Annotated in this window: 16 protein-coding genes; 11 read left to right on the top strand and 5 right to left on the bottom strand. The window is 72.1% G+C overall.

What is annotated here, in order from left to right; translation table 11 throughout:
• Nucleotides 1-8: 8 nt before the first annotated feature.
• Both glgX and OG552_RS36390 read right to left on the bottom strand, forming a co-directional pair.
• A complete protein-coding gene (gene glgX, locus OG552_RS04415) occupies nt 9-2126 on the bottom strand; it encodes a glycogen debranching protein GlgX (protein WP_329129758.1) in 2118 nt (705 codons plus the stop codon).
• 9 nt (nt 2127-2135) lie between these two features.
• Nucleotides 2136-2501 (bottom strand): YkvA family protein, encoded by a 366-nt coding sequence (locus OG552_RS36390; RefSeq protein ID WP_443070864.1) that lies wholly within the window; start codon nt 2499-2501, stop codon nt 2136-2138.
• Between the two features lie 129 nt (nt 2502-2630).
• Between OG552_RS36390 and OG552_RS04405 the strand changes: the two genes are divergently transcribed.
• The gene (locus OG552_RS04405) at nt 2631-2903 is read left to right on the top strand and encodes a WhiB family transcriptional regulator (RefSeq protein ID WP_329129756.1); all 273 of its coding nucleotides are present in this window, start codon (nt 2631-2633) and stop codon (nt 2901-2903) included.
• A gap of 37 nt (nt 2904-2940) precedes the next feature.
• Here OG552_RS04405 and OG552_RS04400 read toward each other — a convergent pair whose 3' ends face one another.
• From OG552_RS04400 to OG552_RS04390, 3 genes are all read right to left on the bottom strand, one after another.
• Nucleotides 2941-3207, bottom strand: coding sequence for a GlsB/YeaQ/YmgE family stress response membrane protein (locus OG552_RS04400; protein ID WP_329129755.1), 267 nt, complete (start codon nt 3205-3207; stop codon nt 2941-2943).
• A gap of 159 nt (nt 3208-3366) precedes the next feature.
• Nucleotides 3367-3717, bottom strand: a complete 351-nt coding sequence (locus tag OG552_RS04395) for a hypothetical protein (protein ID WP_329129753.1) — start codon at nt 3715-3717, stop codon at nt 3367-3369.
• Between the two features lie 86 nt (nt 3718-3803).
• Nucleotides 3804-4151, bottom strand: coding sequence for an STAS domain-containing protein (locus tag OG552_RS04390; protein WP_329129752.1), 348 nt, complete (start codon nt 4149-4151; stop codon nt 3804-3806).
• A gap of 132 nt (nt 4152-4283) precedes the next feature.
• Here OG552_RS04390 and OG552_RS04385 point away from each other — a divergent pair, with 132 nt between their 5' ends.
• The 10 genes from OG552_RS04385 (at nt 4284) to OG552_RS04340 (ending at nt 12480) form a co-directional block, all read left to right on the top strand.
• Nucleotides 4284-4751 carry an ATP-binding protein gene (locus tag OG552_RS04385; RefSeq protein WP_329129750.1) on the top strand — a complete coding sequence of 156 codons (468 nt, stop codon included), beginning with the start codon at nt 4284-4286 and terminating at the stop codon, nt 4749-4751.
• A 134-nt stretch (nt 4752-4885) separates the two neighbouring features.
• Nucleotides 4886-5740 (top strand): STAS domain-containing protein, encoded by an 855-nt coding sequence (locus OG552_RS04380; RefSeq protein ID WP_329129748.1) that lies wholly within the window; start codon nt 4886-4888, stop codon nt 5738-5740.
• Nucleotides 5737-6114 (top strand): STAS domain-containing protein, encoded by a 378-nt coding sequence (locus OG552_RS04375; RefSeq protein WP_329129747.1) that lies wholly within the window; start codon nt 5737-5739, stop codon nt 6112-6114. Before OG552_RS04380 ends, OG552_RS04375 begins: the two co-directional genes overlap by 4 nt.
• Before the next feature lie 50 nt (nt 6115-6164).
• Nucleotides 6165-6557 (top strand): anti-sigma regulatory factor, encoded by a 393-nt coding sequence (locus tag OG552_RS04370; RefSeq protein WP_443071139.1) that lies wholly within the window; start codon nt 6165-6167, stop codon nt 6555-6557.
• Entirely contained in the window at nt 6554-7576 is a 1023-nt protein-coding gene (locus OG552_RS04365) for an ATP-binding SpoIIE family protein phosphatase (RefSeq protein WP_329129745.1), read from the top strand. The genes OG552_RS04370 and OG552_RS04365 overlap by 4 nt, the downstream gene beginning before the upstream one ends.
• Before the next feature lie 59 nt (nt 7577-7635).
• Nucleotides 7636-9459, top strand: a complete 1824-nt coding sequence (locus tag OG552_RS04360) for an ATP-binding response regulator (protein ID WP_329129744.1) — start codon at nt 7636-7638, stop codon at nt 9457-9459.
• A complete protein-coding gene (locus OG552_RS04355) occupies nt 9456-11030 on the top strand; it encodes a fused response regulator/phosphatase (RefSeq protein ID WP_329129742.1) in 1575 nt (524 codons plus the stop codon). The genes OG552_RS04360 and OG552_RS04355 overlap by 4 nt, the downstream gene beginning before the upstream one ends.
• Before the next feature lie 155 nt (nt 11031-11185).
• Entirely contained in the window at nt 11186-11548 is a 363-nt protein-coding gene (locus OG552_RS04350; protein WP_329129741.1) for an STAS domain-containing protein, read from the top strand.
• Nucleotides 11549-11625: 77 nt separating this feature from the next.
• Complete coding sequence (locus tag OG552_RS04345; RefSeq protein ID WP_329129739.1) at nt 11626-11973, top strand: STAS domain-containing protein; 348 nt, start codon at nt 11626-11628, stop codon at nt 11971-11973.
• Nucleotides 11974-12075: 102 nt separating this feature from the next.
• Nucleotides 12076-12480: an ATP-binding protein gene (locus tag OG552_RS04340; protein ID WP_329140531.1), complete on the top strand. Its 405-nt coding sequence runs from the start codon at nt 12076-12078 to the stop codon at nt 12478-12480.
• Nucleotides 12481-12845 lie beyond the last annotated feature (365 nt).

Here is a 12845-nt window from a genome sequence, read left to right as displayed (position 1 = left end):
CCGGCCGGTCAGGACCGCTCGCCGTCCTCCCGGATCAGCACCACGGTGGCCCGCGCCGTCACTTTCACCGTCTCACCGGTGCTGAAAGCCGCTGACGGCTCGCTGCCCGCCGCGGTGTCCACCACGGCCCGCCAGCGCTTCCCGTAGGCGGCGGCAGGCAGGGTGAAGGCCACCGGCTCCCAGTGCGCGTTCAGCAGCACCAGGAAGGAGTCGTCGCGCACCGCGTTCCCGTGCGCGTCCGGCTCGGCGATCGCGTCGCCGTTGAGGTGTACGGCCACCGCGTGCGCGTCACCGCGCCGCCAGTCCGCGTCCGCCATCTCCCGGCCGTCCGGGCGCAGCCAGGTCAGCTCGGCGGTGCCCGGGGCGGCGCCCGCCGCGTGGCCGAGGAAGAACCGGCGGCGGCGCAGCACCGGGTGATCGCGTCGCAGGGCGATCAGCCGGCGGGTGAAGTCGAGCAGTTCGCGTTGTTCGGCGCCGAGGTTCCAGTCGGTCCAGGAGGTCTCGTTGTCCTGGCAGTAGGCGTTGTTGTTGCCGTGCTGGGTGCGGCCGAGTTCGTCGCCGTGGGAGATCATCGGGACGCCCTGGGAGATGAGCAGGGTGGTCAGCAGGTTGCGCTGCTGCCGGGCCCGCAGCGCCAGGATCTCCGGGTCGTCGCTCTCGCCCTCCGCCCCGCAGTTCCAGGACCGGTTGTGGCTCTCGCCGTCCTGGTTCTCCTCGCCGTTGGCCTCGTTGTGCTTGTCGTTGTACGACACCAGGTCGCGCAGCGTGAAACCGTCGTGGGCGGTGACGAAGTTGACGCCGGCCCGCGGTCTGCGGAAGTCCCCCTGGTACAGGTCGGAGGAGCCGGTCAGCCGCGAGGCGAACTCCGGCAGGGTGCCGTCCTGGGCCCGCCAGAAGTCCCGCACGCTGTCGCGGTACTTGCCGTTCCATTCGCTCCACAGCGGGGGGAAGTTGCCGACCTGGTAGCCGCCGTCGCCGACGTCCCAGGGCTCCGCGATCAGCTTCACCCGCGAGACCACCGGATCCTGCTGCACCAGATCGAAGAACGCCGACAACCGGTCCACCTCGTGGAACTGCCGCGCCAGCGTCGCCGCCAGATCGAACCGGAAGCCGTCCACATGCATCTCGGTCACCCAGTACCGCAGACTGTCCATGATCAGCTGCAGCACATGCGGATGCCGCATCAGCAGACTGTTGCCCGTCCCCGTCGTATCGAAATAATGCGCCGGATCATCATCCACCAGCCGGTAGTACGACGCGTTGTCGATCCCCCGGAACGACAGCGTCGGACCCATGTGATTGCCCTCCGCGGTGTGGTTGTACACCACATCCAGGATCACCTCGATCCCCGCCGCGTGCAGCGCCTTCACCATCGCCTTGAACTCCTGCACCTGCCCACCCCGGCCACCCGCCGACGCGTAACCATTGTGCGGAGCGAAGAACCCGATCGTGTTGTAACCCCAGTAGTTCGACAGCCCCCGGTCCAGCAGATGCCCGTCCTGCACGAACTGATGCACCGGCATCAGCTCCACCGCCGTCACCCCCAGACCCGACAGATGCTCCACCACCGCCGGATGCGCCAACCCCGCATACGTCCCCCGCAACCCCTCCGGCAACCCCGGATGCAACCGCGTCAACCCCCGCACATGCGCCTCGTACATCACCGACTCGTGGTAGGGGCGCTTGGGTTGGCGGTCGCCCTCCCAGTCGAAGGCCGGGTCGACGACCACCGAGAGCATCGCGTGCTTCAGGTTGTCGGTGGTGCTGGGCAGTTCGGGCGCCTCCGGGCGGTAGCCGAGCAGCGACGGGTCGCCGTCGGCCTGGCCGTCGACGGCCTTGGCGTACGGGTCGAGCAGCAGCTTCGCCGGGTTGCACCGGTGCCCGCGGGCCGGGTCGTAGGGGCCGTGCACCCGGAACCCGTACCGCTGCCCCGGCCCCACCCCCGGCAGATACGCGTGCCGGATGAATCCGTCGACCTCGTCGAGGGTGACGCGTTCCTCCCGCCCGGAATCGTCGATGAGGGCGAGCTCGACCTTCTCCGCGACTTCCGAGAAGAGAGCGAAATTCGTTCCCGCGCCGTCGTAATGGGCGCCCAGGGGAAACGGATGACCGGTCCATTTCTGCATTCCGCGAGCCTATCCGCGGGAGCCGGTCTCCCATTCCACGTAGCGGCCCGACTCGCGGATTATTCCGGTGAGGAACCACAGCGCGACCGCGCCGTCGTCGGTCCAGCCCAGCACCGGGATGAAGTCGGGGATGGCGTCGATCGGGGAGAGCACGTACAGCACCGCCACCGCGGCGAACGCCAGCAACTTGCTGCGGGACAGGCCCGGGTAACGGCGGGTCAGCACCGACGCCACCAGTCGCGGCACGGCGAACAGCCGGCGGAACAGTCCGGGGGAGCCCGGGCGGCGGGTCTCCCGGTACAGGCCCCAGGCCGAGCGGCCGCGGCTCCATGTGGCCGGCGCCTGCCCTGCCTTGATCACTTCGGTCTTGCGCACGGTGCTCCGCCTTCCTTCACGGTCCTCACTCGATCCTGACGTTGGCCCCGCCGCTGAGCGGGCAGGCGCCACGGTGAAGCGCCGAGGACGCGCGTCCCCCGTAAACCACCCATGGAAGGCGGAATCCCCGTGAGCTGGCAACAACAGGCTGCCTGCCGGACCGAAGACCCCGAACTCTTCTTCCCCGTCGGCCAGTCCGGCCCGGCGAAGCTGCAGGAGCGCCGTGCCAAGGAGGTCTGCGCGCGCTGCCCGGTCACTGAGACATGCCTGCGCGACGCCCTCGCCGCGGGCGACATCGGCGGAGTGTGGGGCGGTACGACGGAGGAGGAACGGCGCGCCATCCGGCGCCGGACCGGCCGCCGGCGCTCCACCACCGGCCCTAAGGGGCACAGCGGCGGATGACGCCGGACAGCCGGACCGCAGTGCGCCGGCATCCGCCTCACCGGCGGTGCAGGCGCCTGTTGTCCAGGGCCGCGATACCGAGGGCGGCCAGGCCGATCTGGATCAGCCACTCGATCCAGTCCACGCCCTTGGTGCTCTGGACGTCGAAACCGGCGGCGATGGCGGAGCCGATGAAGGCGGCCACGATGCCGACCAGGATCGTCCAGATCACGCCGACGTGCTGGCGGCCGGGCACCACGAGGCGTCCCAGTACGCCGATCACGATGCCGATGATGATGGCGCTGATGATTCCGGAAATCTCCATGACGTCCTCTCCTGTTCACAGTTCTTCGCGGTCGTGCCTGCGACTGCGTCGCTGGTGGCTGCGCCCGGGCCTGCGCGGTCCGGGGCTTTCAGCGGAACGTGTGCCCGCCGGTGGCATGCGCACGCACGGTCAGCGGTCCTGGTGCCGAGCTGTTACGTATCAGTGTTCGATCGCGACATTCTGAGCGGTGATCAGCTCGATCACGCCCTTCACCCCGTCCCGGGCGAACGCCCTCAACTGCCGCTGCGCCGGGCCCCCTTCGGCCGGCAGCCGGTGCGTCAGCGCGAGGACCTGCCGGGTGTCGCCTGCCGCGTCGAAGGCCGGCGTGAGGTGGTCCACCAGATCCGACACCACGTCATGAGCAGGGCGGGAGACACCCTCCGTGTCGATCAGGGTGCCGGTGAGCCCATAGCGGGCCGCAGCAGATGCCCGGCCACCTCGTCCGGGTGCGGGCAGACCGGTGTCAGGGTCCAGCAGGAAGTATTCCTCTTCCACGCCCAGCGTGATCATGCGGGTCGGCTGCCCGGTGCCGGCGGACGCAACTCCGGCACTCCCGCGCCCCCGCCCCCCGGTATCCAGGTGCCCGGGCGGCCGGATCACGGGCCGGTGTCGGCGCGCTCCGCCCGCTGCGCCTCGTCCACCGTCGGGTACAGCGCGATGATCCGGTCCGCCCCGGTGATGCCCAGCAGCCGCAGCAGCTGCGGCGGGGCGCCCGCGATCCGCAGGTCGGTCAGCTGCCGGATGGTCAGCAGCACCGACAGAAAACTCGAGTCCGCGAAGGTGACGCCGGAGGCGTCGAGCACGACCGCGGGCGCCTCGGCCGCGGTCTCCAGGGCGTGCCGCAGCGGCCCGAGGCTCTCGATGTCGAGATCGCCGTGCGCCGCCACGACGCGTACCGGACCGGCGGACGGGCCGCGCTGCGGGGAATCATCATGCGTGGGCATGGCGGAAGTATGCACGAGTGTTCGGTCCGCCCGGAGCAGGTCGGGGATCGTTTACCCCGGGGGGTGTACGCCTCGGAAGCCGGGGTATGCGGTCGATCGGTCGTGAACGGCGACCGGACAGGGGAAGCGGAGATGGAAACAGGGACGGCAACCGGCCGCAGCAGCCGGCGTGGGCCGGCGGGCCAGGGCATCTGGGCCGGATCGGCGTACGACGGTCAGACCGGCGCCATCGCGGAGGCGCGTGCCTTCACCGCGGCCTTCCTGGAGCGGGCCAGAACGCTGCACGGCGCCCGGGTCCCCGAGCAGGCGGACGCCGACGCGCAGCTGGTGGTGAGCGAACTGGTCACCAACGCCTTCAAGTACGCCCCCGGGCCCTGCGCGCTCGACCTGGAGATCCGCGGCCCTGTGCTGGAGATCACGCTGTGGGACACCAACACCGCGCTCCCCATCGCCAGGGCGGCTGAGCCGGGACGGATCGGCCAGCACGGACTGGAGATCGTCTTCGCGCTCGCCGACGGCTTCGACGTACGGCGCGAGCCGGTCGGCAAACGGATCACCGTGACGCTGGCACTGGGTCCGATCGGCCCCTTCGACCTCTAACCGGAGGGCGGATCCGGGTGCTTCCGGCCGCATCCGGAGCCGGCACTCTTTCGAACACCTGCGCACTTACCGGGGCGACATGTGCCGTAACCTCAGGGCTCAACGAGCCGCGATCACCACGGAGGGGCCCGCACATGGCGGAGGAAACACCGGCACAGGGGCTTGAGCGCCTCCTCACCGAGCGGCGGGAGGAGTTCCTCGCCAGCTGGACCGGCGTCGTCACGACGACGCTGGCCGGGCGCCTCACGGCGGCCGAAGCGGAGCGTGAACTCACCGCGCTCTACGACTCCATCACCGCGGCCCTGGCCAAGGGCGGACTCGCCACCCGCGGCGACCACTTCGCGGAGACCCGCGGGCTGCTGGCGGAGCTGTCCCGCAACCGCGCCCGCCAGGGGTTCAGCCCCACCGAGACCGCCTTCGGCGTCTTCGCCCTCAAGGACGTGCTGGAGCCGGCCCTGACCGGCGACCCGGCGGACACCGCCGCGGGCCTGCGTTTCTTCCACGCCCTGGACGACCTCGGCCTCTACACGGTCGAGACGCACGCCAAGACCCGGGAGGAGATCATCGCCGCCCAGGCCGAGCAGCTGCTGGAACTCTCCACCCCGGTGGTGAAGCTCTGGGACGGCGTGGTCGGCGTACCGCTGGTCGGCACCCTGGACTCGGCGCGCACCCAGGTGGTGATGGAGAAGCTGCTCCAGTCGCTGATCGACCTCAACGCCACGCACGCCATCATCGACATCACCGGCGTGCCCGCGGTGGACACCCAGGTCGCCCAGCACCTGCTGAAGACCGTGGTCGCGGCACGGATGATGGGCGCCGAGTGCACCATCTCCGGTATCCGCCCGCAGATCGCGCAGACCATCGTGGCGCTCGGCATCGAGTTCGGCGACATCGCCACCAAGGCCACCCTCGCCGACGCGCTGCGGCACGCCCTGACCCGGATCGACCAGCGCAGGGCCGCCGACGAGCGGTCCGGAGGACTGGTATGACCGAGCGGGTGCCGGTACTGAAGATCGGCGACGTCCTCCTGGTCTCCATCCAGATCGACCTGGAGGACCAGATGGTGCTCGACCTCCAGGACGACCTCTCCGAGCGGATCGTCGCCACCGGGGCGCACGGCGTGGTGATCGACATCTCCGCGCTGGAGATCGTGGACTCCTTCGTCGGCCGGATGCTGGCCACGATCGCGGCCATCTCGCGGGTGCTCGGCGCCGAGACCGTCGTCGTCGGCATGCGGCCCGCCGTCGCGATGACGCTGGTGGAACTCGGCCTGTCGCTGGGCGGGGTGCGTACGGCGCTCAACCTGGAGCAGGGGCTGGCCAAGCTCGGACGGGCCAAGGCCGACCCGTCGGGCCTGCTGTGAGGACGGAGACCGGGCACGCCGGCGAGGCCGACGAGGCCGGCGAGTCGTCGGTGCAGGAACTGTCCATCGTGGCGAGCGCCGACGTGGTCAAGGCCCGCCAGGTGGTACGGATACTGGCCCAGCAGGCCCGGCTCTCCCTGGTCGACCAGACGAAACTCGTCACCGCCGCCAGCGAACTGGCCCGTAACACGCTCTCCTACGGCGGCGGCGGAAGCATGCGCGGCAGCCTGCTGGCGCGCGGACTCAAAGGAGGGGTCAGAGTGCGGTTCAGTGACCAGGGCCCCGGCATACCCGATCTGGACCTGGCCCTCACCGACGGCTGGTCCTCGGGCAAGGGCATGGGCCTGGGCCTCAGCGGCGCCCGCCGGCTGGTCGACGAGTTCGACCTCGTCTCCGAGGCCGGCAAGGGGACCACGGTCACCGTCGTCAAGTGGGCCAGATGACCCCCGCCCCCGCCACCGAGGCGGGCGACGTGGTGTGGCTGCGGGTCGGTGAGGCGATGCCGTCGGCCGCCCGCCGCGAGGCCGGACGGCTGGCCGCCCGGATCGCGCTGGGCACCGACCGCGCCAACGACCTGGCGCTGGCCGTCACCGAAGCGGCCACCAACCTGCAACGGCACAGCTCCGACGGCGCTCTCGCGCTGCGGATCGAGAGCCGCGGCCGGCCCGCCGGGGTGGAGTTCCTCGCCCTGGACAGCGGACCCGGCATCACCGACATCCGGGCCGCGCTGACCGACGGCATCTCAAGCGCCGGCACGCTCGGTCTGGGCCTCGGCGCCATCAACCGGCTCGCGGACACCTTCGGCATCCACTCGCTGCCCGGCCGCGGCACCGCGCTGCTGGCCCGCTTCTACCCGCGCGGCGCCGCGGCGCCCGCCGCCGGCGGCGCGGTGGGCGGGCTCACCCGGCCGATCACCGGCGAGGAGCTGTGCGGCGACACCTGGGCGACCCGGGAGGGGAGCACCGGCACCCTGGTGATGATGTGTGACGGGCTGGGCCACGGCCCGCTCGCCGCGCGCGTCGCCGAGACCGCCCGGCTGGCCTTCCGGGAGAGCCGGGCCACCGCACCGGCGCAGATCGTGCAGGACCTGCACGTCCGCCTCAAGGGTTCCCGCGGCGCGGCCGTCGCGGTGGCCCGGGTGGACGGGCCGGGCCACCGGGTGGAGTTGTCCGGAGCCGGGAACATCAGCGGCTTCGTGCTCGGCCCCGACATCCGCCGCACCCTGCTCTCCACCCCCGGGATCGTCGGTCACAGCATCTCCCGGCTGCAGACCTTCGAGGCGGAACTCCCGCCCGGCGCCGCGCTGGTGCTGCACTCCGACGGCCTGAGCAACCGGTGGACGCCCACCGACTTCCCCGGGCTGCTCGCCCTCGACCCGGTACTGATCGCCGGACAGCTGCTCTGGCAGGCCGGTACCCGTGGCGACGACGCAGGGATCGTCGTGGTGAAGGCGGACCGATGAGCGCCGGAGCGACCCCGGCCGGCGCGGGTGGAGCGGGTGGAGTGGGTGGAGCGGGTGGAGTGGGTGACGCGGCTGACGCGGCACGGTCCGCCGGTCCGCCGGCGGTGCTGACCATCCCGCTGCTCGGTGAGCGCGAGGTGTTCGCGCTGCGCCGCGACGCCAGCGCCGCCTTCCGGCTGCTCGGTCTGCCGGAAGCCGAGACGGTACGGCTCACCACCGTGCTCAGCGAGGTGGGCCGCGACCTGCTCGGCGCCCCCGGCCTCACCGCCCGCCTCGGGGTGGAGGCCGCGGACCCGCCGCGGGTCACCGTCCGGCTGGACTGGAGCGGGGACCTCGAACCGTCCGGGGACATCCTGCGGGCGGCGGACCGGCTGCTCGACCAGTGCGACTGGACCCCGGGGACGCGCTCGGTCCTGGTGCTGGGGCAGCCACTGGCCCGCACATCCCTATCCCCGGCGGAGCTGGCCGCCCGCGCCCGAGAGGAACTGGTCGGACTGAGCGGTATCAGCATGAGCGAGGAGCTGCGCAACCAGAATCACCACCTGCTGGCGGCGCTTGAGCAGGCCCGCGCCCACCAGGAGGAACTCCAGCGGCTCAACACCGAGCTGGAGGAGACCAACCAGGGCGTCATGGCGCTGTACTCCGAACTGTCCAAGGAACTGGAGGAGACCAACAGCGGCGTGGTGGCGCTCTACGCGGAACTGGACGAGAAGAGCCGCCAGCTGGCCCTGGTCAGTGAGGCGAAGACCCGGTTCTGGGCCAACGTCAGCCATGAGCTGCGCTCCCCGGCGAACGCCGTGATCGGCCTGACCCGGCTGCTGCTGGCGGCGGGCGCGGATCCGCTCAGCGCCGAGCAGCGGCAGCAGATCGCCCTGATCGCGGCCTCCGGCAGTACGCTGCTGGCCCTGGTCGAGGAGCTCCTGGACGTCGCCAAGGCCGAATCCGGCCGGCTCGAACCCGAACTCGTCGACACCGACCTGCGCTCCCTGCTGCACCAGTTGCGCGGCACCCTGGGCGGGACCGCCCGCCCCGGCGTGCGCCTGGTCGTCCCCGACGACAGCCGGCCGCAGCCGCTGGTCACCGACGAGGTGATGCTCACCCGGATCCTGCGCAACGTCCTGTCCAACAGCCTGAAGTACACCGAGACCGGCGAGGTGCGCCTCGACGTCGGCACCGAGGACCGCCGCGGCCGGCCCTGGTACGTCTTCACCATCACCGACACCGGCGTGGGCATCCCCGCCGACCAGCAGGAACGGGTCTTCGAGGAGTTCTACCAGGTGCGCGGCCCGCACCAGCGCGCGGTCGGCGGCACCGGCCTCGGTCTGCCGTACGCCCGCAAGCTCACCGAACTCCTCGGCGGCCGGCTGTCGCTGTCCAGCGCCCCCGGCGAGGGCACCCGGGTGGTGGTCGAACTCCCGGCGGAGACCCGGATCCCGCTGCCCGGGCCCGCGGCCGGCGACAGCGACGAGGGCGACGGGGTGCCGCCGCTCGGCTCCCTGGTGGTGATCGACGACGACCCGGCGTTCCTGGTCTCGGTACGGCCCGTGCTGGCCGCGGTGGCCCGCGGCGTCACCGAAGTGGTCGACAGCTCGCAGGCGATGGCGGCGGTACGCGCCCAGCGGCCCGACGCCGTCCTGCTGGACCTGTCGATGCCGCCGCCGGACGGCTACCAGCTCCTCGAACACCTCGCCCGCGACCGGGCGCTGGCCGGCATCCCGGTGGTGGTGCTCACCGCGGGCGACCACGAGGGCATCGACCGGTCACGGCTGACCCACGCCCGGGCCGTGCTCGGCAAGACCCACCTCACCCCCGGCCGGCTGGCCGGGGTACTGCACCGGCAGCCGGCCACCGGCCGTGGCCAGGAGGGCGGTACCCAGCCATGAACAGCGAAGCGGCAGCCGACACCGATCCGGCACTGGTCCTCGTGGTGGACGACAATCCCACCAACCGCTACATCCTCAGCGCCTGCCTGCAGCGGGCCGGCCACGCGGTGGTGGAGGCGGCGGACGGCGCGGGCGCGCTGGCCCTGCTGCACGGCGGCGGCCCGCTGCCCGAGGCGGCCGTGGTGGACGTACGGCTGCCGGACATGACCGGGTTCGAGGTGTGCGAGCGGATCAAGTCCGACCCGCACACCGCCGCCGTACCGGTGATCCACATCTCGGCCTCCGCGATCACCGTCACCGACCGCGCCCACGGCCTCAACCGCGGTGCGGACGCCTACCTGACCGAGCCGATCGCCCCCGACGAACTGCTGGCCACCGTCACCGCCACGCTGCGCTACGCCCGGGCCAGACGGCGCGCCGAGACCCTCGCCGACCGGCTCAGGCGCCTGAACCAGGCCACCTTGGCGCTGTACAGCGCGGGCAACGCCGCCGCGCTGGCCCGCGGCACCGCGCTCGGCGCGGTCGGGATCTTCGGGTCCGCGGCCACCGTCCTGCTCACCGCGCCGCAGGGCCGCCTCGTCCACGCGGCCGGCGCCGCGGACGGCCCGGTGGAGGTCACGGAACCGGCCGCCGCCCAGGTGCAGGCGCTCGTCCAGCGGCACCCGCTGGGCGTCACCACCGGGGTACGGGTGCACACCGTCCCGGCGGCCGGCGGCGCGCCGGTGCTCGCGGTCGCCATGGCCCGGGTCAAGGCCGGCCGGCCGCCGCTGTGCATAGCGGTGCCCGACGAGGGCCTGACCGCCGACGACCACGAACTGCTCACCCAGCTCGCCCACGCCAGCGCGCTGTCGCTTGAGGCGCTGCGCTCGTACAGCGAGGAGCACATCCTGGCGCTGACCTTGCAGCGGACCTTCCTGCCGGCCTCGCTGCCGGAGACCGGCCACGCCGAACTCGCCGTGCGCTACCTGCCGGCCAGCGAGACGACCGAGATCGGCGGCGACTTCTACGAGGCGCTGGCGGTACGCGACGGGCTGATCGTCGCGGTCGGCGACGTGGCGGGGCACTCGCTGGACGCGGCCGTGGTGATGGGCGAACTGCGGCACGCGCTGCGGGCGTACGCCCTGGAGGGGCACCCCCCGGACGTCATCGCCGCCCATCTGGAGCACCTGATCCGCACGCTGAACCCCCATGTGTGCGCCACGCTGTGCATCATGCTCATCGAGAACGGCGGTGACACCCTGCGGATCGCCAACGCCGGCCACCTGCCGCCGGTGCTGCGCGCACCCGACGGGCACACCTGGTTCGTCCGCGAGCACGGCCCGATGCTGGGGCTCGGGCTGCCGCACCCGCCGGCCGTCCGGGTCGGCGTGCCGGCCGGCTCGCAGATCGTGATGGTCACCGACGGGCTGCTGGAACGGCGCGGCACCGACATCGGCGACAGCCTCACCGAACTGGAGCAGGCCCTGGCGCAGGCACCCACCGGGGCCGAGGAGGTCTGCGACTACCTGCTGGAGCGCTTCCCGCCGGACGGCAACGACGACGTCGCGCTGCTGGTGGTGCGGCTGCGATGACACCGGCCGTCCGGAGCGTAGGGTGCACCGCAGTGGTCCGTAGGATGAAGCAGGCACCAACCGGTGACTTCAGGGTACGAGCATGCTGAGCACGCAGTGGCCCGTCCACCGGACCACGGCGGGGAACCACCGCTCACCGACCATGAGGAGCACCGGTGCCAGATCTGACCCTCACCGTCTCGGCCAGGCCCACCGGCAGTTGCGTTCTCGAGGTCGCGGGGGATCTGGACCTGCACACCGCGAGCCGGCTGCAGCACGCGGTGGAGGACGTGACCCTCGGCAGCGGCCTGGTGATCGACCTGTCCGGCGTCACGTACTGCGACTCCACCGGTCTCACCGCGCTGATCACGGGTTACCGCCGTACCCAGGAGGCGCACACCGGCTTCGCGCTGAGCGGGGTGTCCCGGGAGCTGGCCCGGATCTTCCAGATCGTCGGCATCGATCAGATCGTCTCGGTGTACGGCTCGGTGGACGAAGCGGCGACCGCTCTCGCGGAGCTCTCCGGCCGCCCCCGGTAATCTCGTCGTACGGTCCACCGACCAGGACGGGTACAGGTGTCCGAACGAAGAATGTGTCCGAACGGAGGGGGGAACGCGTGTCGGAGACCGGCGAGCTGATAACGGTGCTGGCCGAGGGTGACACGGTGGTGGTCCGGGTCACGGACGAGATCGACGCCGATTCCGCCCCGCTGCTGGAGCGGACCCTGGCACAGGCCGTGCTCAGTGCCCCGGTGCGCACGGTGATCGATCTGTCCGCGGTGCCGTTCGCCGATTCCTCGATCCTGCACACGCTGCTGACCGCGCAGCACCGGCACCGGGAGGCCGGCGGGAAACTCGTACTGGCCGGCCCGTTCAGCGACATCGTGCAACGGCTCTTCGACATCACCGGTACCGCCGGGCTGTTCACCATTGCCGCCACGTTCGACCAGGCGTTGGAGGCGTGACCGGATGGGTGACCGGATGACCGAGTACCGCAGGAGCCGGGGACGGAGTCCGCTGCCCGCGACGGGCGCGGCCGCCCGGCCCGGTGAGCGGCCGTGACGACGATGGAGCCGCCCTGTGACGCCGGGTACGCGCTGCCGACCAGCGCGGCCGCGGCCCGCGACCTCGTACGCGCTCTGCTGGAACGGCAGCCGGCGCCGCCCGCCGGCCGGCCGGCTCCCGCCGAACAGACCGTCACCGACGTGCTGTTGGTGACCTCGGAACTGGTCACCAACGCGATCCGGCACGCCGGCGGGGTCACCGCCTTCACCGCCGTCGTCGAGGACGGCTTCGTGTACGTCATGGTCGGCGACGCCAGCAGCGCGCCGCCGGTACGCTCCCCGGCCGCCGCCCCCGGCCGGCCCGGCGGCTACGGCTGGCCGCTGGTGTGCTCGGTGGCCGAGGACGTCACCGTCACCACGCACCGCTCGGGCGGCAAGGACATCCGCGTCCGGGTGCGGCTGAACTGACGGGCTGAGCTGAGGAGCTGAGCTGACGGGCCGACCGGCCGGCCGGCCCGGCCGGACCGGCTCTCCTGGCCGCCGGAAGACCCCTTGCGGGGGCCGGCACCCCAGGCCGGCGGGCCGGGAAAAATCTCCCCGCCGAAGGTGCATGGGACCCCGGACCCCGGGCAGGCGGAAGTCATCCCCCGCAGGGGACTCGCAGGGGACACGGTCCAGCCGGTGGTTGTCCGGCAAACGGCTGGACCACGCCCGGCGGCGCCACCCCCCCCCGGCGCTTCCGGGCCGCGCCCGGCCACCGACACGCCCCCCAGCACGGTGGCCGGGCGCCTGCCGTCCTCCGCCCTCCGGCGAGAGCCCGCGGCGGCCCGCAC

Origin of the sequence: Streptomyces sp. NBC_01476 (assembly GCF_036227265.1) — a bacterium.
Lineage (GTDB): Bacteria > Actinomycetota > Actinomycetes > Streptomycetales > Streptomycetaceae > Actinacidiphila.
The sequence above is the reverse complement of the archived record's forward strand: the minus strand, read 5'-3'. Positions and strand labels throughout refer to the sequence as shown.

Excerpts from the sequence above, each read along its gene's own strand:
- OG552_RS04400 (WP_329129755.1), bottom strand. The coding sequence starts at position 3,207 with ATGGAGATTTCCGGAATCATCAGCGCCATCATCATCGGCATCGTGATC.
- OG552_RS04340 (WP_329140531.1), top strand. The coding sequence starts at position 12,076 with ATGGAGCCGCCCTGTGACGCCGGGTACGCGCTGCCGACCAGCGCGGCC.
- OG552_RS04375 (WP_329129747.1), top strand. The coding sequence starts at position 5,737 with ATGACCGAGCGGGTGCCGGTACTGAAGATCGGCGACGTCCTCCTGGTC.
- glgX (WP_329129758.1), bottom strand. The coding sequence starts at position 2,126 with ATGCAGAAATGGACCGGTCATCCGTTTCCCCTGGGCGCCCATTACGAC.
- OG552_RS04390 (WP_329129752.1), bottom strand. The coding sequence starts at position 4,151 with ATGCCCACGCATGATGATTCCCCGCAGCGCGGCCCGTCCGCCGGTCCG.
- OG552_RS04395 (WP_329129753.1), bottom strand. The coding sequence starts at position 3,717 with ATGATCACGCTGGGCGTGGAAGAGGAATACTTCCTGCTGGACCCTGAC.
- OG552_RS04355 (WP_329129742.1), top strand. The coding sequence starts at position 9,456 with ATGAACAGCGAAGCGGCAGCCGACACCGATCCGGCACTGGTCCTCGTG.
- OG552_RS04365 (WP_329129745.1), top strand. The coding sequence starts at position 6,554 with ATGACCCCCGCCCCCGCCACCGAGGCGGGCGACGTGGTGTGGCTGCGG.
- OG552_RS04380 (WP_329129748.1), top strand. The coding sequence starts at position 4,886 with ATGGCGGAGGAAACACCGGCACAGGGGCTTGAGCGCCTCCTCACCGAG.
- OG552_RS04385 (WP_329129750.1), top strand. The coding sequence starts at position 4,284 with ATGGAAACAGGGACGGCAACCGGCCGCAGCAGCCGGCGTGGGCCGGCG.